The 25,179-nt window shown below is 58.1% G+C and carries 24 protein-coding genes, 1 tRNA gene and 1 pseudogene; 13 read left to right on the top strand and 13 right to left on the bottom strand.

The features are described from left to right. Positions 1–129: 129 nt before the first annotated feature. The 3 genes from AD668_RS17890 to AD668_RS17880 form a co-directional block, all read right to left on the bottom strand. Positions 130–411 carry a peptidylprolyl isomerase gene (locus tag AD668_RS17890; protein ID WP_033061676.1) on the bottom strand — a complete coding sequence of 94 codons (282 nt, stop codon included), beginning with the start codon at positions 409–411 and terminating at the stop codon, positions 130–132. Between the two features lie 107 nt (positions 412–518). Then, complete coding sequence (locus AD668_RS17885; RefSeq protein WP_053160872.1) at positions 519–1,397, bottom strand: triacylglycerol lipase; 879 nt, start codon at positions 1,395–1,397, stop codon at positions 519–521. A gap of 356 nt (positions 1,398–1,753) precedes the next feature. Then, positions 1,754–2,818, bottom strand: a complete 1,065-nt coding sequence (locus tag AD668_RS17880; RefSeq protein ID WP_053160871.1) for a 3-deoxy-7-phosphoheptulonate synthase — start codon at positions 2,816–2,818, stop codon at positions 1,754–1,756. A 348-nt stretch (positions 2,819–3,166) separates the two neighbouring features. On the opposite strand from AD668_RS17880, the gene AD668_RS29545 reads away from it, so the two are divergent. From AD668_RS29545 to AD668_RS17860, 5 genes are all read left to right on the top strand, one after another. Continuing rightward, positions 3,167–3,439 (top strand): hypothetical protein, encoded by a 273-nt coding sequence (locus AD668_RS29545; RefSeq protein WP_156322367.1) that lies wholly within the window; start codon positions 3,167–3,169, stop codon positions 3,437–3,439. Between the two features lie 92 nt (positions 3,440–3,531). Further along, entirely contained in the window at positions 3,532–4,173 is a 642-nt protein-coding gene (uvrY, locus tag AD668_RS17875; RefSeq protein WP_032829778.1) for a UvrY/SirA/GacA family response regulator transcription factor, read from the top strand. A gap of 2 nt (positions 4,174–4,175) precedes the next feature. After that, complete coding sequence (gene uvrC, locus AD668_RS17870) at positions 4,176–5,999, top strand: excinuclease ABC subunit UvrC (RefSeq protein WP_053160870.1); 1,824 nt, start codon at positions 4,176–4,178, stop codon at positions 5,997–5,999. A 33-nt stretch (positions 6,000–6,032) separates the two neighbouring features. Next, positions 6,033–6,593, top strand: coding sequence for a CDP-diacylglycerol--glycerol-3-phosphate 3-phosphatidyltransferase (gene pgsA / locus AD668_RS17865; protein ID WP_053160869.1), 561 nt, complete (start codon positions 6,033–6,035; stop codon positions 6,591–6,593). 63 nt (positions 6,594–6,656) lie between these two features. After that, positions 6,657–6,732: transfer RNA gene (locus AD668_RS17860), tRNA-Gly, on the top strand. Positions 6,733–6,769: 37 nt separating this feature from the next. Here the strand turns inward: AD668_RS17860 and AD668_RS29540 are convergent. Continuing rightward, a complete protein-coding gene (locus AD668_RS29540; RefSeq protein WP_156322366.1) occupies positions 6,770–6,925 on the bottom strand; it encodes a hypothetical protein in 156 nt (51 codons plus the stop codon). Positions 6,926–6,960: 35 nt separating this feature from the next. On the opposite strand from AD668_RS29540, the pseudogene AD668_RS29775 reads away from it, so the two are divergent. Beyond that, positions 6,961–7,044 (top strand): annotated as a pseudogene (locus tag AD668_RS29775) (DUF4102 domain-containing protein); the annotation flags it as partial. Positions 7,045–7,337: 293 nt separating this feature from the next. On the opposite strand, the gene AD668_RS17855 reads toward AD668_RS29775, so the two are convergent. The 5 genes from AD668_RS17855 to AD668_RS17835 form a co-directional block, all read right to left on the bottom strand. Beyond that, the gene (locus tag AD668_RS17855) at positions 7,338–8,615 is read right to left on the bottom strand and encodes an OprD family porin (protein ID WP_082344511.1); all 1,278 of its coding nucleotides are present in this window, start codon (positions 8,613–8,615) and stop codon (positions 7,338–7,340) included. A 37-nt stretch (positions 8,616–8,652) separates the two neighbouring features. Next, positions 8,653–9,987: an MFS transporter gene (locus AD668_RS17850; RefSeq protein ID WP_053160868.1), complete on the bottom strand. Its 1,335-nt coding sequence runs from the start codon at positions 9,985–9,987 to the stop codon at positions 8,653–8,655. Between the two features lie 213 nt (positions 9,988–10,200). After that, positions 10,201–11,400: a formaldehyde dehydrogenase, glutathione-independent gene (fdhA, locus tag AD668_RS17845; RefSeq protein WP_053160867.1), complete on the bottom strand. Its 1,200-nt coding sequence runs from the start codon at positions 11,398–11,400 to the stop codon at positions 10,201–10,203. A 96-nt stretch (positions 11,401–11,496) separates the two neighbouring features. Further along, entirely contained in the window at positions 11,497–12,573 is a 1,077-nt protein-coding gene (locus AD668_RS17840) for an aromatic ring-hydroxylating dioxygenase subunit alpha (RefSeq protein ID WP_053160866.1), read from the bottom strand. Between the two features lie 40 nt (positions 12,574–12,613). Continuing rightward, the gene (locus AD668_RS17835; protein WP_053160865.1) at positions 12,614–13,567 is read right to left on the bottom strand and encodes a PDR/VanB family oxidoreductase; all 954 of its coding nucleotides are present in this window, start codon (positions 13,565–13,567) and stop codon (positions 12,614–12,616) included. A gap of 274 nt (positions 13,568–13,841) precedes the next feature. Between AD668_RS17835 and AD668_RS17825 the strand changes: the two genes are divergently transcribed. From AD668_RS17825 to AD668_RS17815, 3 genes are all read left to right on the top strand, one after another. Further along, positions 13,842–14,312, top strand: coding sequence for a MarR family winged helix-turn-helix transcriptional regulator (locus AD668_RS17825; protein ID WP_053160863.1), 471 nt, complete (start codon positions 13,842–13,844; stop codon positions 14,310–14,312). A 170-nt stretch (positions 14,313–14,482) separates the two neighbouring features. After that, positions 14,483–16,432: a methyl-accepting chemotaxis protein gene (locus tag AD668_RS17820; RefSeq protein WP_256220703.1), complete on the top strand. Its 1,950-nt coding sequence runs from the start codon at positions 14,483–14,485 to the stop codon at positions 16,430–16,432. Between the two features lie 65 nt (positions 16,433–16,497). Then, entirely contained in the window at positions 16,498–17,433 is a 936-nt protein-coding gene (locus AD668_RS17815) for a LysR family transcriptional regulator (protein WP_053160862.1), read from the top strand. On the opposite strand, the gene AD668_RS17810 is transcribed toward AD668_RS17815, so the two are convergent. Both AD668_RS17810 and AD668_RS17805 read right to left on the bottom strand, forming a co-directional pair. Next, positions 17,418–17,846 carry a heme-binding protein gene (locus tag AD668_RS17810; protein WP_371259818.1) on the bottom strand — a complete coding sequence of 143 codons (429 nt, stop codon included), beginning with the start codon at positions 17,844–17,846 and terminating at the stop codon, positions 17,418–17,420. The two genes, AD668_RS17815 and AD668_RS17810, sit on opposite strands and share 16 nt — an antisense overlap. A 29-nt stretch (positions 17,847–17,875) precedes the next feature. Further along, positions 17,876–19,225, bottom strand: coding sequence for an amidohydrolase family protein (locus AD668_RS17805; protein WP_053160861.1), 1,350 nt, complete (start codon positions 19,223–19,225; stop codon positions 17,876–17,878). Positions 19,226–19,482: 257 nt separating this feature from the next. Here AD668_RS17805 and AD668_RS17800 point away from each other — a divergent pair, with 257 nt between their 5' ends. Beyond that, positions 19,483–19,869: a nuclear transport factor 2 family protein gene (locus AD668_RS17800; RefSeq protein ID WP_053160860.1), complete on the top strand. Its 387-nt coding sequence runs from the start codon at positions 19,483–19,485 to the stop codon at positions 19,867–19,869. Between the two features lie 190 nt (positions 19,870–20,059). Here the strand turns inward: AD668_RS17800 and AD668_RS17795 are convergent, their stop codons facing one another. Both AD668_RS17795 and AD668_RS17790 read right to left on the bottom strand, forming a co-directional pair. Next, a complete protein-coding gene (locus AD668_RS17795) occupies positions 20,060–21,217 on the bottom strand; it encodes a S9 family peptidase (RefSeq protein WP_053160859.1) in 1,158 nt (385 codons plus the stop codon). A gap of 59 nt (positions 21,218–21,276) precedes the next feature. Next, positions 21,277–22,239, bottom strand: a complete 963-nt coding sequence (locus tag AD668_RS17790; protein WP_053160858.1) for a LysR family transcriptional regulator — start codon at positions 22,237–22,239, stop codon at positions 21,277–21,279. A 276-nt stretch (positions 22,240–22,515) separates the two neighbouring features. On the opposite strand from AD668_RS17790, the gene AD668_RS17785 reads away from it, so the two are divergent. From AD668_RS17785 to AD668_RS17775, 3 genes are all read left to right on the top strand, one after another. Further along, the gene (locus AD668_RS17785; protein WP_053160857.1) at positions 22,516–23,445 is read left to right on the top strand and encodes a VOC family protein; all 930 of its coding nucleotides are present in this window, start codon (positions 22,516–22,518) and stop codon (positions 23,443–23,445) included. A gap of 106 nt (positions 23,446–23,551) precedes the next feature. After that, positions 23,552–23,908 carry a Rieske 2Fe-2S domain-containing protein gene (locus tag AD668_RS17780; protein ID WP_053160856.1) on the top strand — a complete coding sequence of 119 codons (357 nt, stop codon included), beginning with the start codon at positions 23,552–23,554 and terminating at the stop codon, positions 23,906–23,908. A 141-nt stretch (positions 23,909–24,049) separates the two neighbouring features. Next, positions 24,050–25,174 (top strand): FAD-dependent oxidoreductase, encoded by a 1,125-nt coding sequence (locus AD668_RS17775; protein WP_053160855.1) that lies wholly within the window; start codon positions 24,050–24,052, stop codon positions 25,172–25,174. Positions 25,175–25,179: the final 5 nt, after the last annotated feature.

Here is a 25,179-nt window from a genome sequence, read left to right as displayed (position 1 = left end):
CCTTAAAGCCGGGGGTCATGAACGACAATTTGTACGCTAGCGGCGCGTCCCTCGCCAGCCGTATTAACGTACCTGAAACACGACGGCCCACCAAATGGCGGGCCGTTGTGACAATAGCTCAAGCGTTGATCAGTCCTGGCGGCTGGTCACTTCCAGCAGGTGGTAACCGAACTGAGTCTTCACCGGGCCTTGCACGACGTTGATTGGCGCGCTGAATACAACGGTGTCGAATTCCTTGACCATCTGGCCCGGACCGAACGAACCGAGGTCACCGCCCTGGCGACTGGATGGGCAGGTGGAGTTCGCTTTGGCAACTTCGGCGAAATCGGCGCCGCCTTCGATTTGAGCCTTGAGTTCGTTGCATTTGGCTTCGCTGGCAACAAGGATGTGACGGGCAGTGGCTTTAGGCATGGGAAAATTCTCCATTCAATGTTTTGCAAAGTGCTGAGCCTACCGGATTCAGTGCTCTATTTCTTCTCAAAGTTCCATTCTGCGCGGGATTCGGGGGAGGGCTTGTCTTACAAACCGGCCTCTCGCAAGCGTTCGGCATGCTGTACATACAGTTCGACCGGATCGATGCCAGTTCGCAATTGACAGGCTGGCTGGCTGATGGTGTCAAGGTGATCCAGGGCGTAGTCGGAACGGATCACGGTGCCCAAGTGGGAGCTGAAACGTCCAACCATCCCGTCGTTCTGGTCGGCTTCGGTGACGAAGTAGCGTGAAAAGGCACGACACAACGAGTGGAACGGGTCGAGCGCGTGGGTACCTTGGTCGAGCACGGGCGGCAGGACACCGCTCCAGGAATAATAGCGAACGCCATTGACCTGCTCCGGACCCTGTCCACCCCAGGTTTTGGGTAACCCCTGCGGGTACTTGTCGTTGAATGCGCCCACGCCTTCGGTGGTCAGGCCATTCAGGGCCGCGACAGCGTTGCGCGCGAGATAACGGTCGTTGCTCAGGGCTCCCAGGAAATCGGCAAACAGGGTCACGACCGCCTCGGCAACCAATTCCGGCAAGCGTCCGGGCGTTAATGCCTTGCGCAGAAAATCAGCCAGCTCGGACCCGTGATTTGGCCCGCTGACAGAGGTTACCGAAGCGACTTGGTGCGGTGCACTCGCTGCAGCATAACGTGCAGCGAGTGCGCCTTGACTGTGTCCGATCAGATTGACTTTGCTGGCGCCTGTTCCTTCCAGTACCCGTTTGAGTTGCGCCACTAATTGCTCACCACGAGTTTCGTTGCTGGAAACGGTAGAAAGGTGTGGAACGAACACCCTCGCCCCAGCGTTTCGCAAGGTTTGCCTGATGTCGTGAAAGAGTTCGAATTTGCCAATCCGCTCGAAACCGAACAGGCCATGGACCAGCAGTATTGGGTGGCAGGTGCTTGCATTCCGTTGCATGTTCATACCTTTTTCGCAGCTGTTCGTGGGAGGTGCATTGCGCTCCACTCTAAAACACTCAACGCTGGCGTGATGTATGAAAAGTCCGCTGAAAATGGATGAAAGCGGTATGGATCTAGTACGAATAGACGTATGTATATGCGGTCTTGGTCGGAATACCTGGACGTCTATATCACTCGACTCGGCTCACTCCAGCGCAAGGGCCTACTCTGCAAACGTCGACTTTCCGTACAGCGCAGCGCTGCTCCCGCAATCACAACCAAGTGGCAGATGATTCAATAACCTTTCTTTCAATACACGGCCGTCATCCAGTTTTCGATTCGAGACTGGATGACGAAGCCGTAATGCTGCGTGATTTAAGTTCGCAATTGCGCCGCGGCCTGCCGTAAAAGTTGCTGGGTTGCGGTCCAGCCAAGGCAGCCATCTGTGACCGATATACCGTATTGCAACGCCGAACTCAGTGGTTGGCATCCCTCGAACAAATGACTTTCGATCATCATGCCGATCAGCGAGTGATCGCCTTGCAGACGTTGTTCCAGGACCTCATTGAACACCGCGGGTTGACGCAGTGGATCCTTGCCGCTATTGGCATGGCTGCAATCGACCATGATCCGGGTCGGAATCTTCAGTCGGGTCAGATCGCTGTTCACCTGGGCGATGCTCTCACGATCGTAGTTCGGACCCTGGTGGCCACCACGCAATACCAGGTGGGTATCCGCATTGCCGGGGGTTTGAATGATCGCCGGATGGCCTTGGCTATCGACGCCAAAATGGCGATGCGGATGGGCGGCAGATCGCATGGCGTCGCTGGCCACGCCGACGCCACCATCCGTTCCGTTCTTGAAACCGACCGGCATGCTCAGGCCGCTGGCCATTTCCCTGTGAATCTGTGATTCGGTCGTACGCGCCCCAATAGCAACCCAACTGAGCAAGTCGTCAAAGTAGCCCGCCGCCATCGGTTGCAACAGTTCGGTAGCAATCGGCAGGCCCAGGCGGAGCATTTCACGCATTAATTCGCGGGACAGCGTCAGCCCGCCGGCCATGTCATCGCTGCCGTCCAGCTGCGGATCGTACGCCAGGCCTTTCCAGCCGACGGTAGTGCGAGGCTTTTCGACGTAGGCACGCATCACGAGCAACATCTGGTCGCTGACTTCGCTGCTCAAGCGGGCAAGATTGCCGGCGTATTCGAGGGCTGACTCGGGATCGTGGATCGAGCAAGGGCCGACGATGACCAGAAGACGGGAGTCCTCACCGTTGAGAATCGCGCGCACCGCTTGGCGGTGCGCATTGACCTGCTGGATCAACGCATTGCTCAGTGGAAGTTGCTGTTTGAGTTGCAATGAGCTGGGCAGGCGCGAGGTCAGCGCTTCATTGGCAGAGGTCAGCGTAGACAGCGGTAGTGCGGAGACGGACGAGTTCATTTTAAAGGCTTCCTGGGCTGGAGGCGGGTTCATTCCCGCCAACCGGCCCTACTGGGGTGTTCGACAATTGGCCGGATCGGCTGCGTGTATGTGCTTGCCACCTGTGGGTGACCGATCGGAGGCGGCAGGCTGTCCCGAGCGGAGGGTGGTAAATCGCCAGGCGGTAAAACTGTCGTAACGGTAATAAGTGGCGTAGTTCATTGTGTGGATCCTCTGAATGTCTGGTGTGTCGCTAAAAATGACAGGACTGAAAAAACAAAACCCCCGGTCGGGAGGCCGACCGGGGGTTGAGAATTCTCTGGTGGCGACCCGTTTGAAGTGGGCGCCGTGTGGGTATCAGGCGCGCCAGTGGCTAAACCAATACCCAAAATAAAAGCTGACCGGAGCACAAACGTCATTCGTCCGGGCAGCCGCAACCATGCGCAGGGCGCTGGCGGTACGAAGCTGGGAACGGGTGTTGAGCATGGTTTGTCTCCGATGGATGCGCCGAGCTTACTAGAGGCCGGTGCGCAGTTTCAATCAGAAATTGCTATGGGTTGTCAGCGACAACGTCTATCGCTTGAGTACCTGGAAGTTTGTGACACGCTTGACGTTTGCCACAACCATTTGAAGAACTATTGAAACTTTTTATCTGAAGCTTTCCGCTAGGTCTGCCAGTCGCTTTTTGCTAAGGTGTCTGGCAACCAAATAAGACCATGTTGTGAGGTGTCTGCTTGATTAGGGTGCTAGTAGTCGATGACCACGATCTCGTTCGTACAGGCATTACACGAATGCTGGCTGACATCGATGGCCTGCAAGTAGTCGGCCAGGCTGAATCGGGTGAAGAGTCCTTGATCAAGGCGCGTGAACTCAAGCCCGATGTGGTCTTGATGGACGTCAAAATGCCCGGTATCGGCGGTCTTGAAGCCACTCGCAAATTGCTGCGCAGTCATCCGGATATCAAAGTCGTTGCGGTAACCGTCTGTGAAGAAGACCCGTTTCCTACACGGCTGTTGCAAGCCGGTGCCGCAGGGTATCTGACCAAGGGCGCCGGGTTGCCGGAAATGGTCCAGGCCATCCGCCTGGTATTCGCCGGACAACGTTACATCAGCCCGCAGATCGCGCAGCAGCTGGCAATAAAATCGTTTCAGCCAACCAATGATTCCCCCTTCGATGCGTTGTCGGAGCGAGAGATCCAGATTGCGTTGATGATTGTCGGTTGCCAGAAAGTGCAGATCATTTCCGACAAACTTTGCCTCTCCCCCAAAACCGTAAACACCTACCGCTACCGCATCTTCGAAAAGCTTTCGATCAGCAGCGATGTCGAGTTGACGCTGTTGGCGGTTCGGCATGGCATGGTTGACGCCAGTCTCTGATAATGACCGAAACCTTTGATCCAAGCGCCTTTCTGTCCACGGTCAGTGGGCGTCCCGGCGTGTACCGCATGTTCGATAGCGATGCGCGGCTGCTGTACGTCGGTAAAGCGAAAAACCTCAAGAATCGCCTGTCGAGCTACTTTCGAAAATCGGGTCTTGCCCCCAAGACCGCCGCATTGGTGGCGCGTATCGCGCAAGTCGAAACAACCATCACGGCCAACGAAACCGAAGCCTTGCTGCTTGAACAGACGTTGATCAAGGAATGGCGCCCCCCCTACAACATCCTGCTGCGCGACGACAAATCCTACCCTTACGTGTATCTCTCGGATGGCCAGTTTCCACGCCTGAGCATTCATCGCGGTGCGAAAAAGGGTAAAGGAAAGTATTTTGGTCCTTACCCTAGCGCGGGGGCCATTCGCGAAAGTCTGAGTCTGTTGCAAAAGACGTTTTTTGTTCGCCAGTGTGAAGACAGTTACTACAAGAATCGGACACGTCCTTGTCTGCAATATCAGATAAAGCGCTGCAAGGCACCCTGTGTTGGCTTTGTAGAACCCCAGGTGTACGCAGAAGACGTTCGGCACTCGGTGATGTTCCTGGAAGGGCGCAGCCATGCGCTGACCGATGAGTTGTCCGCCGGGATGGAAGAAGCGGCGATCAATCTGGAGTTCGAGCGGGCAGCCGAGTTGCGTGATCAGATCGCCTTGCTGCGACGGGTTCAGGACCAGCAGAGCATGGAAGGCGGGACGGGCGACGTCGATGTGATCGCCGCCTTTGTCAATCCGGGGGGCGCCTGTGTCCACCTGATCAGTGTGCGGGGCGGGCGGGTACTCGGTAGCAAGAACTTCTTCCCGCAGGTCGGTATCGAGGAAGACGTATCCGAGGTCATGGCCGCTTTTCTTGGCCAGTACTACATCACCAGCCCGGAGCGCGACCTGCCAAGCGAACTGATCGTCAACGTGGTTCACGACGACTTTGCGACCCTGATCGCCGCCATCGATAAATTGCGCGGTCGCGAGTTGGCCATCAGCCACCGGGTGCGTGGGACGCGGGCGCGTTGGCAGCAATTGGCAGTGACCAATGCCGAACAGGCGCTGAGTGCTCGTCTGGCCAATCGTCAGCACGTCGCAGCGCGGTTTGAAGCGTTGGCTCAGGTGCTGAAACTGGATGAGCCGCCACAACGCCTCGAGTGTTACGACATCAGTCACTCCAGCGGTGAAGCGACCGTGGCTTCCTGCGTGGTTTTCGGGCCCGAAGGCCCGATCAAGTCCGACTACCGTCGCTACAACATTGAAGGCGTAACGGCGGGCGATGATTACGCGGCAATGCACCAGGCATTGACGCGACGCTTCAGCAAGTTGAAGGACGGGGAGGGCAAACTGCCGGACATTCTCCTGGTGGACGGTGGCAAAGGTCAGCTGTCCATGGCTCGCGATGTGCTCAATGAGTTGGCGGTACCCGATCTGATCCTGCTGGGCGTCGCCAAGGGTGCAACGCGCAAGGCAGGTTTCGAAACACTCTATCTCAATGACGCCGCCCACGAATTCACGTTGCGCGGTGACTCTCCGGCGTTGCATCTGATTCAGCAGATCCGGGACGAAGCCCACCGTTTTGCAATTACCGGGCACCGCGCCCGACGCGGAAAAACCCGTCGAACGTCTACGCTTGAAGGTGTTGCCGGAGTAGGACCCACACGCCGGCGCGATTTGCTCAAACATTTTGGTGGATTGCAGGAGCTGTCTCGTGCCAGCATCGAAGAAATTGCCAAAGCCCCCGGGATCAGTAAAAAGCTCGCAGAGTTGATTTATGCAAATCTGCACAGCGAGTAGAATGCCCCCCTCACCTCGTAGCCAGTTGTGCCGATGAATATCCCTAATCTGATTACCGTTCTACGCGTTCTGCTCATACCGATCTTCATTTTACTGTTCTACTTGCCTTATCAGTGGAGCTACATGGCATCCGCCTCGGTGTTTGCGTTCGCTGCCGCTACCGACTGGCTGGACGGGTATCTGGCCCGCCGTCTGGAGCAAAGCACGCCGTTCGGGGCCTTTCTCGATCCCGTTGCCGACAAGCTGATGGTTGCCGTTGCCCTGGTATTGCTGGTGCAGGAACACGGCAATCTGTGGCTCACGCTGCCGGCCGCCGTCATCATCGGTCGCGAAATTGTTGTTTCGGCACTGCGAGAGTGGATGGCCGAACTCGGCGCCCGTGCCCACGTCGCCGTATCGAACCTGGGCAAATGGAAGACAGCTGCGCAAATGCTGGCGCTGGTAATCCTGCTGGCCAATCCATCGAACTTCAGCTTCTGGGTTCTGTTGGGCTATGCGCTGTTGATGGTGTCCGCAGGCCTTACCTTGTGGTCCATGGTCCAATACTTGCGGGCCGCCTGGCCGCATCTGAAGACCGACGTTGAAAAGAAATAAAACTTTTTTGAATCAAGGGGTTGACGGGGCTTCTGAATTCTATAGAATGCGCCACACCAAGACGCGGGAATAGCTCAGTTGGTAGAGCACGACCTTGCCAAGGTCGGGGTCGCGAGTTCGAGTCTCGTTTCCCGCTCCAAATATTGCTTTGCAGAACTCCATTGAGCGCTGTAAAGCTAGAAAACAGAGGCTTCGGCCTCTTTTTTCGTTCTGGCGATTTCTACCGAAATCTGCCGCCAGCCACGAATTTCAATTACATCAATAAGTACATCGAAATCCGGGTTTGCGCGTAGCAGTTTCCAGATAGAGAACACATTGCCGGAACCGTACATCTCTCCTCATTCGATCAAGACGTGGAGATGTACTCATGCCTTTGACAGATACGGCAGTTCGCAACGCTAAACACTACGGAAAAAACTATACCCTCAAGGATATGGATGGGTTGTCCCTCCGTGCAACGCTTTCAACCGCTCTAAATGAGCTCGGTTACGACGAGAATGGGTAGACGCCCAGCTGTCACACGCTGACCCGAACCAGTTTCGGACAACCTGCAACCGGGCGAGTATTGCCTTTGAAAACGATCAAAAAAAACGGTAATTGTTGCTAGGAATTATCGAGTCCATCGATTTATAAGGATTAGACAGTTCAAAAAAACTGCCTCTCCTATCGTGAATCGAATTCGTTAGTCGCCCACGTCCTACAACAAAACCGGGGGCGATTCAGAATGTTATTTATTCCCATCAGTTACCAGAGCTTAATCGTGTAGTCGACGTTAATCCGGGTTTCGTTGTCGCTCCTGAATGTCGAGGCTGCACTTTGCTCATTGCGATACAAGGCATGGCGAAGGCGCAGAGCGAGGCCCTTGACCGGGCCGGACTGTATGACGTAGGCCAACTCCACGTCTTTCGACGACTCTGTCAGGTCAGTTCCCCCCAATTGGGGCAGGTCAATGTGGCTACCTCTCAAATAGCGAGCCATACCGGTCAGGCCCGGTAGCCCAACAGCGGCGAAGTTGTAGTCATAACGCGCCACCCAGGTCCGCTCCTTCGGGTTGACGAAGTCTGCACTCATGGTGCCGTCGCTGAGCACCGTTGGCTCCCCGCCAGCAATGTAGGCCATTGCTGTGTCGCCAGTCTGGTACATGTAGCCCATGCCCAAGGTGTGGGCCGCGACCTGGTAGCTGAACATGGCACCGGCGTTCAGGTTGTCGACCTTGCCGGCTTCTGCGCGACCGTTCTCCCGACTGTTGTAGATCCGCACGTCCGTTTTGAGTTTGCCTGGGCCGAGGGGAAACTGGTGGATGCCTCCCGCAAAGTCCTGGGTGTATATGTCCTTCAGCTCGGCGTGAAAATAGCGAAGGGTCAACGTGTCAGACCAGCGATAGTCACCGCCCATGAAGTCGAAACGCTCCGAGCTGGCGCCCCTTCTGAAGCGGCCATTGGGCGACGCCAGTGAGATTGGCTGATAGTCAGTGGAGTCCCGCAGGTTCACTCGATCCATACGGCCGGTGTGCAGCGTGAGTTTGTCGATGTCATCGGAAACCGCATACGCACCACGAAAGGATTGCGGAACCAAACGTGCAGGGCTCGCGGTGATGACGGGCAGGGCAGGGAACTGCGTTCCAACGGATAGCCGGGTCTTTGAGATTTTCGCCTTCAGTGCCACACCCAGTTCCGAGTATTCGTCCTCAGCCTCTCGGGTCGTCGGGTCAAAAGGCAGGAGTTGTGTGCCGGTCCGATCGGGCGACGAGTCCAGTTTGAGACCCAGCATCCCCGTGAGGTCCAGGCCGAACCCGACGGTCCCGTCGGTAAAACCGGAGTTGGCCTTGAGGATGAATCCCTGAGCCCACTCGCGAGCGGCCGAATAGGGGCTGTCGCCTTTGTAGTCCCGGTCCAGGTAGTAATTGCGCGTGGTCAGGGTCGCGCTGCTTTCATCCACGAACCCTGCGCAGGCAGTGGAAGAGGCGCAGGCTATCGCCATGCCCAGGCTGTAGCGCCAAGGGCATTCAGTGTTTTTTTGCATGTGATCGGTCCTGCTTTTATTGTTATGGACGGTCGAATCAGGCGTTGCTGACGGTGTTCAGTTGCAGCAGCCGTTGCGGCTTCAAAAGCCAGACGGCGCCAGCCGCAAGGACGAAGGACAGGGCAAACAGCAGGTAAAGGTCGGCGGGCTGCCACTGCGCATCAATCAAACGGCCAGCCACCAATGGCGAGAGAATCGCACCGGCGCGACCGATGCCAATGCCCCAACCCAGGCCAGTGACGCGCTGGGTGGCGTTGTAAATGCTCGGAGTAAGCGCATAGAGCCCGGCGACGCAGCCGTTGACGAAAACTCCGATCATCAGCACCAGGGCAAAGGCCAGGTTCAGGTTGGCAGTGAATTGCACGAAAACGGCCAGCAGCACCGCATTGACCAGAAGGTAAGCCATGAGTACTCGGGACAGACGAAAACGTGCCGCCAGCAAGCCGATCAGCGAAGTGCCAAGAATGCCGCCGACGTTGAGTAACACACCGCCCGTGATGCCTTGAGTATTCGACAGGCCGGCCGACACCAGCAGCCTTGGCGTCCAGCTCATGACGAAATAGAAACCGAACATCACCAGAAAGAAGGCGCTCCACACCAGCAAGGTTGAACGCAGCAGCGCTGGCGAGAAGAGCTCGGCGAAGGTGGCTCGTAGCGGTTTCCTGGATTCACGCAACGCCTCGGGCAACCGCTCGAGGGGCGTGATCGCGACTCGTTGCAGCAGAACATTGATACGCTCCAGCGCGCGCCGGGGTTGGCGAGACAGCAGGAAAGCCAGGGACTCGGGCAACCAGAATGCAAGGATCGGCAGGATCAGCAGCGTCGTTATGCCACCGTAAAAGAACACCGAACGCCAACCCAGGGACGGAATGATTTGCGCCGCGATGAGGCCGCCGATGGTCGCGCCCAGTGCATAGGCCGTGGATTGCAGGCTAATGGCCAGACTGCGCCACTTCTTGTTGGCATACTCCCCGGCAATGACGTAGCTGCTGGCCAGGATGCCACCGATACCGAGTCCGGTTATCAGGCGCAGCACCGCGAGCATCTCGGGGGATGTCGCCTTCGATGACGCCAGCATGCCGAGCCCGGCGATGCCTACACACAGCAGAATGAGCGGACGTCGCCCGAAGCGATCGGCCCAAGGGGCAATGAACAGCGAACCGATAGCCATTCCGACAAGCCCTGCACTGAGCAGGTAGCCGAGGTGAATGCCGCTCAGGCCCCAATCGGCGGAAATGGACGCGGCGGTGAAAGCCATCACCAATACATCGAAGCCATCCAGCATGTTTATCAGAAAGCAGAGCGCAACCACGCCCCACTGGAAGCGGACCATGGGTTTTTCGTCCAGCTGTTGCCCAATCGACTGGCTCATGGCGTCAGGCTCCGAAGCTGTGGGTGGAAGAATGCTTTGAACGACGGGCAGCCGAAGCCGCCTCACTATGCGCAGGTTGCAGTGTGTACATGTCGATACCTTGTTGTTTTTGTTGGTCAGTGGAGCATGCAAGGTGCCTGGGAGCCGGCGGCTCGACTCCGGGGCGGTACGGTGCTCAGGCGCGAGAAGCGCTGGGCGACCTTGATCTCAGGCTCAGGCCGCACTGAAGGACTTGTGCGGGTCAATCACAAACTTCTTCGGCACACCGGCATCGAATTCGCCGTAACCTTCCGGCGCCTGATCCAGGCTGATGACTTGCACACCGACTACTTCAGCGATGTTGATGCGGTCCCACATGATTGCCTGCATCAACTGCCTGTTGTACTTCATGACGGGTGTCTGGCCGGTGTGGAAACTATGGGATTTGGCCCAGCCCAGGCCAAAGCGGATGCTCAGGCTGCCCATTTTCGCGGCGGCGTCTACGGCCCCTGGGTCTTCGGTGACGTAGAGGCCGGGGATGCCTATCTTGCCGGCCACACGCACCACGCCCATCAGCGAGTTGAGCACGGTAGCCGGGGCTTCGTGTTTGACGCCGTCATGACCGTGGCCGCGGGCTTCGAAGCCGACGCAGTCCACCGCACAATCCACCTCCGGTTCGCCGAGCAGCGCGGCGATCTGTTCGTGCAGCGGCGCGTCTTTCGACAGGTCGACGATTTCAAAACCCTGGGCCTTGGCGTGGGCTAGGCGCACGGTGTTGACGTCGCCGATAATCACCACCGCCGCACCCAGCAAGCGAGCGGATGCAGCCGCCGCCAGCCCGACCGGTCCGGCACCGGCGATGTACACGGAGCTGCCCGGGCCAACGCCAGCCGTCACCGCACCGTGATAACCGGTCGGCAGGATGTCGGAGAGGCAGGTCAGGTCGCGGATTTTTTCCATGGCCCGGTCGCGGTCCGGCAGTTTCAGCAGGTTGAAATCGGCGTAGGGCACCAGCGCGTATTCGGCCTGGCCGCCGGTCCAGTCGCCCATGTCGACATAACCATAAGCACCGCCGGCGCGGGCCGGGTTGACGGTCAGGCAGACACCGGTGTGTTGCTCCTTGCAAGAGCGGCAGCGTCCGCATGCCACGTTGAATGGCACGGACACCAGGTCGCCGATTTTCAGGTGCTCGACGTCACTGCCTTTTTCGATTACTTCGCCGGTGATTTCGTGACCCAGCACCAGGCCGGTTTGTGCCGTGGTCCGGCCGCGCACCATGTGCTGGTCGGAGCCGCAGATGTTGGTGGAAATCACCTTGAGAATGACCCCGTGCTCGATCTTGCGACCGCGCGGGTCCTGCATTTTTGGATAGTCGATTTTCTGTACTTCGACCTTGCCAGCGCCGAGATACACCACACCACGATTGCCAGACATGCTTTTTTCCTCGAGGAAGTTGTTGTTATGTAGCGCTACAAAATGCTGCCTTCGGGGCAGCAAATGTCCTGGAGTCCTGAGTTTGGTCTGAAGGACTCAAACGCTGGATTGGCGAAGCTGCTCGATGATTCGGCGGGCGCGATTGGCGCCGACATCGACGTGGATGTCGATCATCGGACGCGCGCCGAACCGGCACATGTTCTGGTACTGGGCTTCGATCACTTCCTTGTCTTCATCGAAGGTCAGGATGGTTTGCTCAACGACCTTGGCCTTGATGGTTTCTGGATCACTCGCCGGGTTGGTGGCAATGGTCCAGAAGTAGTGACTGGTGGTGTCGGTTTCCGGTGTGACGCCGTGGAACCCGCGCATGTGGAAGCCTCCGCGGTCGGGGTTGTCCAGTGAATCGGTACCGGCATCCACTGCACCGGTCCAGATTCGCAGGTGACTGACGTGAAATTCGATTTCCTGCCAGCGGTCCACGTTGCCTTTGAAAGGGTAGGCGGCGGTGTAGGTGGGCGGTGGAACAGAGTCCGGCATATGGCGCACGACCCTTACGACGTTGTCTTCACTTTCCACATTCATCTGCGCATTCATATGGATGCTGGCGTTGCCACCGATGGTGCGCAGGTGGACATACCCCAAATGACTCAAGTCCATGAGGTTGTCGTGGATTAATTGATAAGGCGCGTCGTAGTGGTACACGTTGCCGTCGAACAGGTATTTGCCGCTGCTGTGGACGGAGTAAGTCGGCGGTTCACACATCGGCTCGGGTTGAGCCTCGCTGCCAAACCATATCCAGACGATCTGGTCCTGCTCACGCACGTGATACGCAGGCACTTTGGCTTTGCTCGGGATCTTGTCCTGGCCCGGGATTTCGACGCATTTTCCATGGTCATCGAACAGCAGGCCGTGATAACCGCAACGAATGCCGGTCGCTTCCAGCGTTCCGTTCGACAGTGGCAATGCTCTGTGGCAGCAACGGTCTTCCAATGCCGCGACCTCGCCGTTGGCCTTGCGAAACAGTACGACAGGCTTGTTGAGTAATGTCCGGCCTACCGGCTTGTCCTTCAACTCCCAACCCAGGGCAGCGACGTACCATTGGTTGAGGGGAAAGCTGGGCAAGGCAGGCGCCGGAATTTCTTCGGCAAGCGTTTGGAGAGTGGAAGTGTTCATGGTGTTCTCCAGGAGGCACGGTTGATGTTGTTGTTTGAATTCACAAGTCGAGCACCAGGCGTGATGACCTGGCGCGAGAGCAGCAGGGGGTAAAGCGGTCGTTTGCGGCGTGTTCGGCCACTGTCAGGAACTTGTCCCGGTGTTCGGGTATGCCCTGCAGTACGCGAGTGACGCAGGTCCCGCAGACGCCTTGCTCGCAAGATGACTCGATCGCTATGCCGGCCTCGTCGAGCACTTCGAACACCGTACGTTCGGCAGGAATCTGAAAAACCTGGCCACTGCTTGCCAGTTCAACTTCGAACGATGCATTGGCGCTTTGATCGATAGGGTCGGCAGCGAAGAATTCTTTGTGTACCCGGTCCTGCGGCCACCCGGCGTTCTGCGCTGAATCGAGGATGTAGTTCATGAAGCCGGCCGGCCCGCACACATACAGATGGGTGTCTGCGTGGGCGGGCGTGAGCAAGGCTGGCGCATCCAGCTTCTGTATCTGGGGGCCGCTGTCGTCATGAAGTTTTATGCGATCGGCGAATGGGGTATCAGCAAGCATCGTGACGAACGCTGCGCGCTCGCTCGAACGGAAGCAGTAGTGCAATTCGAAATCGGCCCCTTGATGTGACAGCTCCCAGGCCATGGCCAACATGGGCGTGATACCGATACCTCCACCAAACAGCAGGTGTCGCTTGGCTGAGCGATCAAGCGGGAAAAGATTGCGCGGAGCGCTGATGGTGAGTGTTTGCCCAGACTGAATCTGCTCGTGCATGGCTCTGGAGCCGCCCCGAGAGCTCGGGTCCTTGAGCACGCTGATCAGGTAGCGGTGGCGTTCCTTGGGGTCGTTGCACAAGGAGTATTGGCGGGTGAGGCCATCGGCAATGTGAATGTCGATGTGGGCGCCGGCCTCGAACGCCGGCAGCGTGCTGCCATCGGCGGCACATAGTTCGAAACTGCAGATGCCTTCGGCTTCGTTTGCTTTGCGGGTGACGTTGACTTGAAGCATGACTTGTCCCTCCACACTGAAGTGGCTGCTGAAAAAAAAAGCGTCGGTTAGAGCACTGGCCGGGGACGGATCAGCCGGGTGCTGGGGCGAGGAGGACGAAGGCGATGAGATTGAAGGGGTTCATGACCAAAACCTGATAATTATTTTTATGAGGCAGGGCGGCGGCATATCATGCAGCGAATCGCCCGTGACGTTCGGTAGAGAAATCCTCCGATTATTTAGTTGCGGTGTCAACTAATATTCCAAGGCCCCGCCGATCCAAGGTGTTCGCTCAATGTCCGCAGAATCCCAACTGAACCTCACGCGTTATGTCCCGGCACTGCTGAATTTCTTGTCCAACAAGCTCTCCTCAGGCGCATCGCAGTGCTATCGCAAGCATTTCGGTATCGGTGTCGTCGAATGGCGAATGCTTTCGATGCTTGCTGTGGAAAATGACATCACCGCCAACCGAATCTGCCAGACGATCGGCCTCGACAAGAGCGCGGTCAGCCGTTCATTGCAGTCGCTGGAAGGTGCCGGGCATATTTGCAGCCAGGTCGATTCAAAGGACGCGCGGCGCTATACCGTCAGCCTGACGGACAGCGGCAAAGCCCTGCATGAGCGAGTCCTGAAGGTTGCACTGGAACGTGAGCGGCGGCTGCTCAGCGAGCTCTCTGCCTCGGAAGTGGACACCCTCGTCGAGTTGTTGGGCCGACTGCACTCCCAAGTCGCCAATGTGAACGAGTACGACCCCGAAGACGCTTGAATCTGGCTACCTGAAACTCGAGTGCCTTTCAGGTATCGCGATTGCCGATGGGTCGCATCCACACAAGCGATTGGTCAGCTTCGCTCTGTCACGTCAACCTGCCCCGATTAAAACAATAATGGGGTTCACTCGATGGCTGATCGCTCTATCGCCGCACACAGGCCGAGCAAGTGAGAATCCATCGATTGGGTGCTTCGCTGAACCGCCTTAGTGTCGGCGGCAAGTTAACGCTCGGCTTCGGTCTGGTCCTGATCTGCACGATGGGCATGGCGCTCACCGCCTGGTATTCGGTGCGGGTAACGCAATCAAGCACCACACAGTTACGGGAGCTGGATCGCCAGAAAGCCAGTCTTGCCCAGGCGCGGCTTGCAGAGCGGGATTTTGGTTTGCTGCCGTCACGAGAATCGGCTGCGCAGGTCGAGGATTCTTTACGTCAACTACAAGTCGGGCCGTCGCTTGCTCTTTCGGGAGAGCGTTTCAAACAGACGCTCGCCCAGTCAACCGACCGTTACCTGAAGGCATTTCAGGCCTATGCCGAAGCGCGCTACCAGGCGATTCGGGCGAGGCTGCGCATGCAAGTGCTGGCGGAAACGACAGGGCAGCGATTCAGCGAAGTATTCCTCGACCAATTAGACGATATCAACCTCAATCTTGAGCAACACCAGCTGCCCCAAGCGCAGTCAATGCAGCAGTTGGAAGAGGCGGTTGCATTGCGCGAACGCTTGGCCAATCTGCGTGACAGCGAGCTGTATTTTTCCCTCGATCCGCAAAACCGATATCGGGACGACTGGGTCAACCGGGTCAATGAGCTTGCCAGCGCGCTAGGTAGTCTGAATTCGCAGCTCGATGGCGATCGTCGTCGTGCACTGGATGAGGCCAGCGCAGCGTTGGCCGAGTATCGCGAGGCATTTCTGGGTTTTGCCAGCAGCGGTGAGCAGGCCATGGCGCAACAAGTGAGCATGTCGGTGTCCGCTGAACAAGTGACGATGGTGTTGGAAACCGAGCGAGCGAGGGCTGCACAATCTTATGAATTACTCCAAAGACGTCTGGATCAGCAACTTGCAGTGATGGTGCTGCTTGCCGTGTTGCTCAGTGTCGGCGCGTGCCTTTTGATCCAGCGTTCAATTGTTTCGCCACTGAAAATGATGCTGGGACTGGCGCAACGGGTGGCTGCGGGAGATCTGAAGGATCGTCCCGCGCTGCTTGATCGACAAGATGAGTTGGGCCAGCTCGGTAGTGCTATTGACCTGATGTTGCAGGCGCTGCGCCATCTTGTGGGGCGAATCGGCAGCGACGTGCAACAACTGGACGCTGCGGCCGTCTCGCTGGGTGCAATGGTCGATCGCACAGGGCAGGGTGTGCGCGCACAGCGCGAGCAGACCGCCGAGGTGGTTGCGGCCATGCAGCATATGACCCAAGCGGCGGCGCAGGTCAACCAGCAAGTCGCGGGAAGCCAGGCGAGCCTGGGCGATGCTTGCAAGCTGATTCATCATGGCGACGACCTGGTACGACAGGCGAGTCAAAGCCTTCAGCGGCTATCGCGGGAAATGACCAGCAGTGTGGGTTCCATGCAATTGTTGCAGAGCGAAAGCCAGGCTATTACCGGTGTGCTGGATGTGATCAGCGCACTCGCCGAACAGACCAATCTATTGGCCTTGAATGCCGCCATCGAAGCAGCGCGAGCCGGTGAGCAGGGTCGCGGTTTTGCTGTAGTGGCCGACGAGGTTCGGGTGCTCGCCAGTCGAACGCGAGCATCGACTGGCGAGATCGACAGCATGATTCAACGCCTCTGGAAGGTCACAGGCGACACCGCAACCAGTCTTTTCGACAGTCAGCGACGGACTGCCGAAGGCGTTGAGCTGACAGTGCGCGCAAGTCAGGTCCTGGGTGCGACTACCGAGGCCATCTCGCGAGTTGAATACAGCGGACAGAGAATTGCCCACGCTGCAGCATCGCAACATGACATAGCCTGTCGAGTCGATGCAGCGCTTGGGCAGGTGGACAGGGTAGTCGAGCAAAATGCCGAGGAGTGTGCTCGGCTGGAAACAGCTAATGGCGACTTGCAGCGCCTGAGCGTCAGCCTTGGTGAAGCGCTAGGGGCGTTTCACCGCGAGACCTGAAGCACTCACGCTGGGTGTGATCAGCGACGTAGTTCAAACACCTGAAAACTTAAACTGGATACGACATGCGTTATCGACGTCTTGACTTGAACCTGCTGGTCGCCTTGGACGCCTTGTTGAGTGAATGTAGTGTCAGCAGGGCCGCCGAGCGATTGTGCCTGGGGCAGTCGGCAACCAGTTCGGCGCTCGGACGTTTGCGTGAGCATTTCAATGATCCGTTGCTGGTCCAGATTGGACGGCGTCTGGAGCCCACGGCGTTGGGTCTGGAACTGCTTCCCAAAGTGCGTGAAGCGTTGGCTCTGACTCGTGAGATTGTCGATGCACCGGTCAATTTTGAACCGGCCAGTTGCACTCGGCACTTCACTTTGGTGGCTTCCGACTACGTAGCTGGTGTCCTGCTGCCAGCCGTCAGTCTTGAGTTGGCCCGAATCGCACCAGGTGTGCGCTTGAGTCTGCGGGACATGCCTGTGCCGCGTGACGGTGACGTGGTCAGCGAGGCGCTCGACTATCGCCGCAGCGATTGTGTGATTGTGCCTCAGCGGCGATTGAACCCGGCTTACCCCCATATCCCGCTGATGAACGACGAGCTCTGTTGCATCGTCTGCGCTCGGCAACCCCGGTTCGCCGAAGGCTTGAGCCTGGCCGACTATTGCGAGGCGGAGCACGTGGTACGCGAGTTTGCCGATGGTCGAAATTTGGCGATGGATGCAGCGCACTTGCATGAGTCGGGTGTTCATCGCCGAGTGGCAGTGGCCCTGGAAAGCTTCGTGTTAATGCCCGAATTCATCGTCGGTACTGCCCGGATCGCCACTGTGTTTCGCCGCCAGGCGCAGCGCTTCGCTCAACATTATCCGTTGCGTATTCATCCGGCACCGCTGGCATTTCCTGATGCCGTTCAGGTATTGCAATGGCACCCTTATCAAGATCATGACCCGGCGATGGTGTGGTTTCGCGGCCTGTTATCGCAGCAGGCCGCATTGCTTGATCAGCGCACTGCCTGATCACCGGTATCCGCCACCAGCGCAGCCTGTTCAATAGCCTGTAAAGCGCAGCGCTCGTCGTTGTCCGAAGTGTCGCCGCTGACGCCAATGGCGCCCAGAATCAGTCCCTCGGCATTGCGAATCAACACGCCTCCGGCGACGGGAATCACTTCGCCGCCGGTCAGGCTGTTGATGGCGTCGAAGAACGCCGGCATCGCTTGTGCGCGTCGGGCCAGTTCGCGCCCGCCAAAGCCCATTCCCAGGCAACCCCGCGCCTTGCCGGTGGCGATCTGTGGTCGAAGGAAACTGGCATGTTCATCACGCAAGACTGCCAGCGGATGACCCGCACTATCCAGCACGGCCACGGCAAGAGGGTTGATGCCCGTTTCTCGAGCGATGCGGATGGCCTGGCTGGCGATGTTGGTGGCGGTCATCAGGTCGAGTTGCTGCAGGGTGTTGGTCCTCATTGTGCCCACTTGCCCAATTGGGTCACGCGGTCTCGGGTGTAAAGATCAGTCCATTTCAGCGAGTTGAAATCAGAGACCTGTTTGGGGTTGTAGGGGCTGCGCTCCATGCGCACGGACTGGCCAGCCTTGTACACGGCTTTAAGGCGAGAGCGGTCTTGCAGGATGCGGATGTCGTGCAACGGCGAACCGTCGAGCAACAGGAAGTCTGCTTGCTTACCCACTTCGAGGGTGCCGATGGTCTCACCGCGTGGCATGCAGCGCGCACCAACGTTGGTGGCGGCATACAGTGCTTCTGCGGGTGTGAAGCCCAGCCGGGTGACCAACAGTTCCAGCTCACGCGCGTGCCACTCGCCATAGGGCGTTACCGCAAAACCGCTGTCGCTGCCACACGCGAAAGGTACGCCTGCGGCCTTGGCGCGTTTGAGCACGGCCGAACCGACTTCCAGCGTGCGGGCACAGTAACCGGCGTAACCGGTGCTGATGGCTGGATCGTGGGGTTGGCAGAAGTCCACGGTGTTTTGCGGGAAGGTCATGGTCGGCGCGAGAATGCTGCCGGCTTCGAGCAACGCCTCGATACAGGCGTCGTCCATGTAGAAGGCATGGAACACCAGATCGACACCGGCGCGTGCGGCGTACATCACAGCTTCTCGGCCATAGGCGTGGGTCGCCACTTTGCAGCCCAGGCGGTGAGCTTCTTCGACCATCTCATAGGTTTCTTCGGCGGTGAACGCGGCGATGATTTCGCCGTTCGGGCGGCGGTGGGTGCCGTCCATGGCGATTTTGATCAGGTCGACGCCATCCTTGGCCTGTTTGCGGATTTCAGCCAACGCTTCGCTGCGACTGGTGACCAGCCGCGCAGTGAAATACTCCGGAGCACCTACCCGACTCGGAAACCAGTCGTTGAGGCTCTGTCGATTGGTGATGACCCGGCTGCTGGCGGCAATACGTGGGCCCTCGAACAAACCGGCAGCGATCGCGTTGCGCACAGCGATGCTGAGTTGGCCACTATCGCCCGGGCAGACCATGCTGGTCACACCGGCGGCCAGCACATGTTGGGCGAAGAACATGCCACGCAGCGCACGGAACTCGTCGCTGGTCCAGATATCAATGTCTTCTTCGCTCTGCGCGTTGCCGAAGGCCAAATGGGTGTGCACATCCACCAGGCCCGGCATGACAAAGTTATCGCCAGCGTCCAGCAGGGTGTCTCCCGGTTGCGTCTGCGGCGCGAGGGCGGTCGGGCCGACGTACGACAGCAGGCCGTTTTCCACGATAAGGGTTTGCTGTTGACGGGTTTGCAGACCGGTACCGTCGAACAGGGTCTGGCATTTCAGGTGTAGGGCGGGCATGGCGTTTCACTGTGTGGGTTGTTATGCAAGGCGAGGCTAGGGCAGGGCCATGCACGCCACCAGCAACTTGCATCAATGCTCGCGTATTGATGGCGTCAATAGCGGCTGTACCTCAGCGGTGCCGGGGCATTGCGTTGATGAATAACAGCAAGTGCCGGGTATCGCGAGTCACGATGGTTGGCATCGTGATCGGCGATTTTTTTTGAGCCTGATCGGGGGCTATGGTGCGCGCTCTTCATCCACAGAGAGCAGTCCCCATGACCACCGCAACTGTAAAAGCTGAACTGCTGGCACTTGAGCAAGAGCGCCGCCGGGCATTGGTAGAGGAAGACTATTGGCGTGTGGCGCAGTTATTCGCCGATGACTTGGTCTACGTACACACCACAGGATTGGTACAAGGCAAGGCGGAGTATCTGGACTACGCGAAAAGCGCCGTAGACTATCTGGACATTGAGCGCGGCGAACTGCTGATCCGCTTCTATGGCGAGCATCTTGCCGTCATGACGGGACCGCAGTGCAACACGTTGCGCAAGCGCGGTGGTGACCAGTCGATTCGTGGTGAAGGCTTTGCTACGCAGGTCTGGGCGTTTGGCGAGCAAGGGTGGCAGATCACCTCCTTCCATGGTACCCGAGCACCCAACTGAGCTCGTTCGGCGCTCGACAAAACGCCATCGCCGGCAAGCCAGCTCCTACAGGATCGTGGGTGAATTCGGATTGTTTGGTACCACACAAACCGGTAGGAGCCGGCTTGCTGGCGATGGCGATGGCGATGGCGATGGCGATGGCGAATGTGACATCGCCATCGCTGGCAAGCGAGGTTGTAGAGGACGCAGCTTACGCGGTGTGGCCGCCTAATGTTTCGGCAATCCAGTCGGCGATGTATTGGCCCGCGTTGATGCTGTTATCGAAGCTGGAATGCTGCACGCCACCTTCGCGTTCGGTGAAGATTTTAAGCTCGCGTTTGGGGCTGTTGACCAGTTGCTCGTACGTGCGATGTGCCCACTTCAATGGAATCTGTGAGTCCTTTTCACCGTGGGTCACCAGGAATGGAACCTTGATCCGGTCCAGTACGCCATCCAGGTGCACGTTTTCGGAGATGGCCATGAACTCATCCATATCTTTCGCCCCCCATACCCAGCACACGTGCGCCCAATAGTGCGGAACGGGGAAGCTGCCTTCTTTTTCCAGACGACGTTTTTGTACATCGCGCCAGTCATGGTTGGCGCCCCACACCACACCGCACGCAAACCGGGGTTCGAAAGCGACCGCACGCGGGCAGTAATAGCCGCCGAGCGAGACGCCCTCCAGGCCAATACGTTTGGCATCCACATCGCTACGGCTTTCCAGCCAGTCGACGACCCGACTGGCCCAATGCTCGCTGTCGAAACGGGCGACCAGATTGTGCAATCGCAGCGCTTCTCCTGTGCCGGGCTGATCGATGATCAACGATGAAATACCGCGCTTCGCCAGCCACGCTGGCAGCCCGACGCGATATTTCATTTCTTTGGTTGAGTCCAGTCCATTGACCTGTACCAGGATCGGTGCCGGACCGGATACACCTTCGGCACGCACCAGTAATCCGGAAATATGTTTGCCCTCGTAGGGGATTTCTACGCGCTCACAGTTCTCGCGAGACAGTTCGATACCGCGTTTGAACGTCTGCAAAAAACGCTGATACAGCTCTGTCCGGCCCGGCGCGCCGTGGGCCTGCAAGCGCTCGCAGGTCAGGTAGTAGGTGGCGGCGCGGTTGTACTTTTCACCAGCAGACAGCAGTCGGCCATTGCCTTCATCTTCTTCAGCAAGGCCACAGAGTTTGTCGGCCATCTTTGCCCAGGTTTCGCGAAACGCCTTGGTTCCAGCGGCATCGGGTTGCTGGGCGGCTTCCTGTAGCGGTGCGCACATCTCTTCAATTTCGCCCATACGGGCGCCCATCTCGATGGCCAGGTCGACGGAGAGATTCCACACGTAATTGGTCGGGAAGTAACGGAACATGATTGTTGTTGTCCTTGTGGTTGCCTTGTCGTTCACAAGGCACGTTAAGGACGCCCCGGCTAATTGGCCAATCGTGACTCCGGATGGGAGGTATCGCGAGCGGCGATATGATCATGTTCAAGATGCGGGATGAATGCGCTGATGCGTTCGCGCAGCCAGCGGTGCATGGGGTCACCGTCGACGCTGCGGTGCCAGAGCATGAACTCGCACATGACCGGAATTTTTACCGGTGGATTGAGGATGCGCAATGGCAGATGCTCGGCATACAACCGTGCCAGACGTTGGTGCATGGTGGCGATGCGCTGGGTACCGACGACCAGTTGCGGCAGGGTGTTGAAGTCGTTGGTGATGACTTCGATGCGGCGGTTGAAACCGTACTGGTTCATGAACCACTCTTCGATGCTCAAGTGCCGGCTGCGACCAAAACCGACAGAGACATGCCCCATGTCCATGTACTGCTCAAGGGTCAGGCTGTCGCCGACCTGGGTATTGCTCTGCCATACGACGCAGACGTGCTCTTCTTCGAACAACAGCTGGTGAGGGTGACCTTCGATGATGTAGCGCTCAGGCACGATCATCAGATCGACCTCACCACGAATCAGCAAATCAGCGGAACTGTCTCCGGGGCCAATCATTTCGAAGGTGATGTTGGGCGCTTCCTGATGGATCTTCTGAATCACCTGGGCAAACAGCACGCTGATCAAGTAGTCCGAAGTCACCAGACGGAAATGGCGTTTGCTGGTCGTGGGGTCGAACACTGGCTTGGCGGTGATCGACGACTGGATCGTCAGCAGCACTTCACGGATGGGTTTGGCAAGCTCTTGCGCGTAAGGCGTTGGCTGCATTTTACGCCCCACCTGCACCAGCAATTCGTCTTCAAAATAGGTTCGCAGGCGTCCCAATACCCCACTGGTGGCGGACTGCGTCATGTGCAGGCGTTCGGCGGCGCGGGTAATGTTCTGCTCTTCGAGCAGTACATCGAGCGCGACCAGCAGGTTCAGGTCCAAGTGGTTAAAACGCATCAGGCATATCCGCTTTGTATTTATTTTCGCGATACATTCCGGTTAATTCATCGTTCCGTCAACCCCGCCCGTCTGCCGATATCCCGCGCAATCAAGTATCGCGTTTGCCGATAGGTCGCATCCTCACTCGCGATTAGTCAACTGCCAAACCGCACGGCAATCTTCGCCGCAGTCGGACTTGTTGCCGACACCACCACCGGATTACATGCATCGCTGAGTGTGCTTGCGAGCCGCCAGTGTCTGCTTCCGGATACTAATTTCAATGGAGTGGTAGCGATGAACATCATTGGCCTTGATGCCCTGATTTTTGGCGTCGATGACATCCAAGCCTGTACCGATTGTCTGCGTGATTACGGCCTGGCGCCGGTTGACGTCGACAGCAGCGGCGGGCGTTTTGAAGCACTGGACGGTACGGCCGTAATCATTCGCCGTGCGGACGATCCGACGCTACCGATTGCCATCGGCCCGGGGCCGTCGATTCGCGAAACCGTCTATGGCGTTGCCAGCGAGGCTGACCTCGACGCCATCGAAGACGAGTTGGCGCGAGACCGTCAGGTCACCCGAGAAAACGGCGTGCTGCACAGCGTCGACGACATGGGGTTTGCCATCGCTTTCCAGGTCACCGTCCGCAAGTCCTACGTCGCGCCGGACGATTTGACCAACGCCGCCGGCCACGCGCCACAACGTCCGCTGAACCAACCGGGCATCACCCTCGAGATGAGCGCCACGCCGCGCACGCTGTCGCACGTGGTGTATTTCGTCCCGGATGCCGCCAAGGCCGAGGCCTTCTACGCCGAGCGCCTGGGGTTCAGGACCACCGACACTTTCATCGGGGCAGGGCCATTCATGCGTCCGGCGGGGTCCGATGACCACCATTGCCTGTTCATGATCCAGACCCCGCCGCACATGAAGGGCTGCGAACACTTCACCTTTCACATGGGCAGTGGCACTGAAGTGTTGTTGGCCGGTACACGCTTCGAACAAAAAGGCTGGACCAGTTTCTGGGGCCCCGGCCGTCATCTCTTTGGCTCCAACTGGTTCTGGTACTTCAACAGTCCGCTGGGTTGCCACATCGAATACGACGCTGACATGGACAAACACGATGACGCCTGGGAGGCGCGCCGCGCACCACTGTCGGCGGATAACTCGCAGCTGTTCCTGTTCACCTCGAAAGAAAAATGGGCGCCGGGCGGCCCGCCCCGGTAGGAACGAGATTGCTTGCGATGGAGGTCAACGTGACGCGGGGAGCCTGACGCCCCGCGGTCCTCTCAGGTTTTTCGCGAGCAGGCTCGCTCCTACACAGGTTTCTGTCATGGACCACAGCGATTTTTTCCTGTGCCGGATGGACGAATTGGCAGAAGGGCAGGCGCGTGGATTCGATCCATCGCAGCGCGGCAGGGACACAGTTTTTGCACTGGTGCACCAAGGGCAGGTGCGGATTTATCGCAACAGTTGCCCGCATCTGGATGTACGCCTGGAGTACCGCAAGGACCGGTTTTTGTCGGCTGATGGTCAGTTGATCGTCTGTTACGCCCACGGTGCGCAGTTTCTTCCGGACACCGGCGAATGTGTCTACGGCCCGTGTCTGGGCCAGCGGCTGGACGCGCTGTCATGGCATCTGGAGGAGGGCTGGGTGGTATTGGAAATGCCTGTAACGACGGCGATATGAGGGGCAGATGAGGTATCGCGTTTGGCGATACATCGCATCCCTACTCGCGATTAGTCAAATCCCTGCTTTGACGAGAAGCTGGGCCTAACGACGCAGTGCCCGGCGCTGCATCGAATCACAAGAATAAAAAGTGAGTACACCATGAGTGCAGTGAACAAAGTTCTGATCGTGGGCGGTGGTATTGGCGGCTTGTGTGCAGCCATCGCACTGCGGCGCAAGGGCATTGAAGTCGACCTGATCGAACTCAAGTCAGAATGGACCGTTTACGGTGTCGGGATCATCCAGCAAAGCAACGTCGTTCGCGAAATGGCCAAGCTGGGCGTGCTCGACGGTTATCTCGATGCGGCGTATGCCTTTGAAGACGTCGCCATCTATGGCCCGGCCGGTCAGCAATTGGCACGCATTCCGGGCCAGCGCCTGGCAGGGCCTGCCTACCCGGCGAACGTCGGTATCTCACGCCTGGCACTGCATAAAGTCCTCAGTGAAACGACGCTGGAACTGGGTGCCAAAGTACGCCTTGGACTCAGTGTGGAATCCCTGAACGATCTGGGTGACAGCGTCGACGTGTTGTTCACCGACGGCAGCCACGGTAGTTATGACCTGGTGGTGGGTGCCGATGGTTTGTTCTCCAAAGTGCGCGATTTGCTGTTTGGTGACACGTACACACCCAGGTTTACCGGCCAATCGGTATGGCGCTACAACTTTGCGCGCGACCCGCAAATCGATCACCTGGCCAACTATCAGAGCGCTGACGGTAACGCCGGCCTGGTGCCGCTGGCCGGTGACTTGATGTACCTGTTCCTCACCTCCCACGAACCATCCAATCCCTGGATGGACCCGCAGACGCTGGCCGAGCAGATGCGGCAGCGCTTGCAAGGCTTTACCGGCCTCATCGGCCAGTTACGTGAACAAATCACCGACAGCAGCCAAGTGGTTTACAAGCCAATGGAAGTGGTTTTCGTCAATGAGCCTTGGTACCGCGGCCGCGTTTTGTTGATCGGCGACGCCGCCCATGCGACGACGCCACACTTGGGTCAGGGGGCGGGCATGGCGATAGAAGATGCCATCGTGCTCAGTGAAGAACTGACTGGCGAGGGTAGCGTCGAGCAAATTCTCCAGCGTTTCATGGAACGCCGTTTCGAACGCTGCAAATTCATCAGCGAAAGCTCGGTGCTGGCGGGCGACAAGGAAATGCAACACGACCGCGAATTCGACCGCATCGGCCTGGTCAAGCAAATGCTTGCGCGCACGGCTGAGCCGATCTGATTCGA

This window comes from Pseudomonas sp. P1.8 (genome assembly GCF_001269805.1).
Classification (GTDB): Bacteria; Pseudomonadota; Gammaproteobacteria; order Pseudomonadales; family Pseudomonadaceae; genus Aquipseudomonas.
The sequence above is the reverse complement of the archived record's forward strand: the minus strand, read 5'-3'. Positions and strand labels throughout refer to the sequence as shown.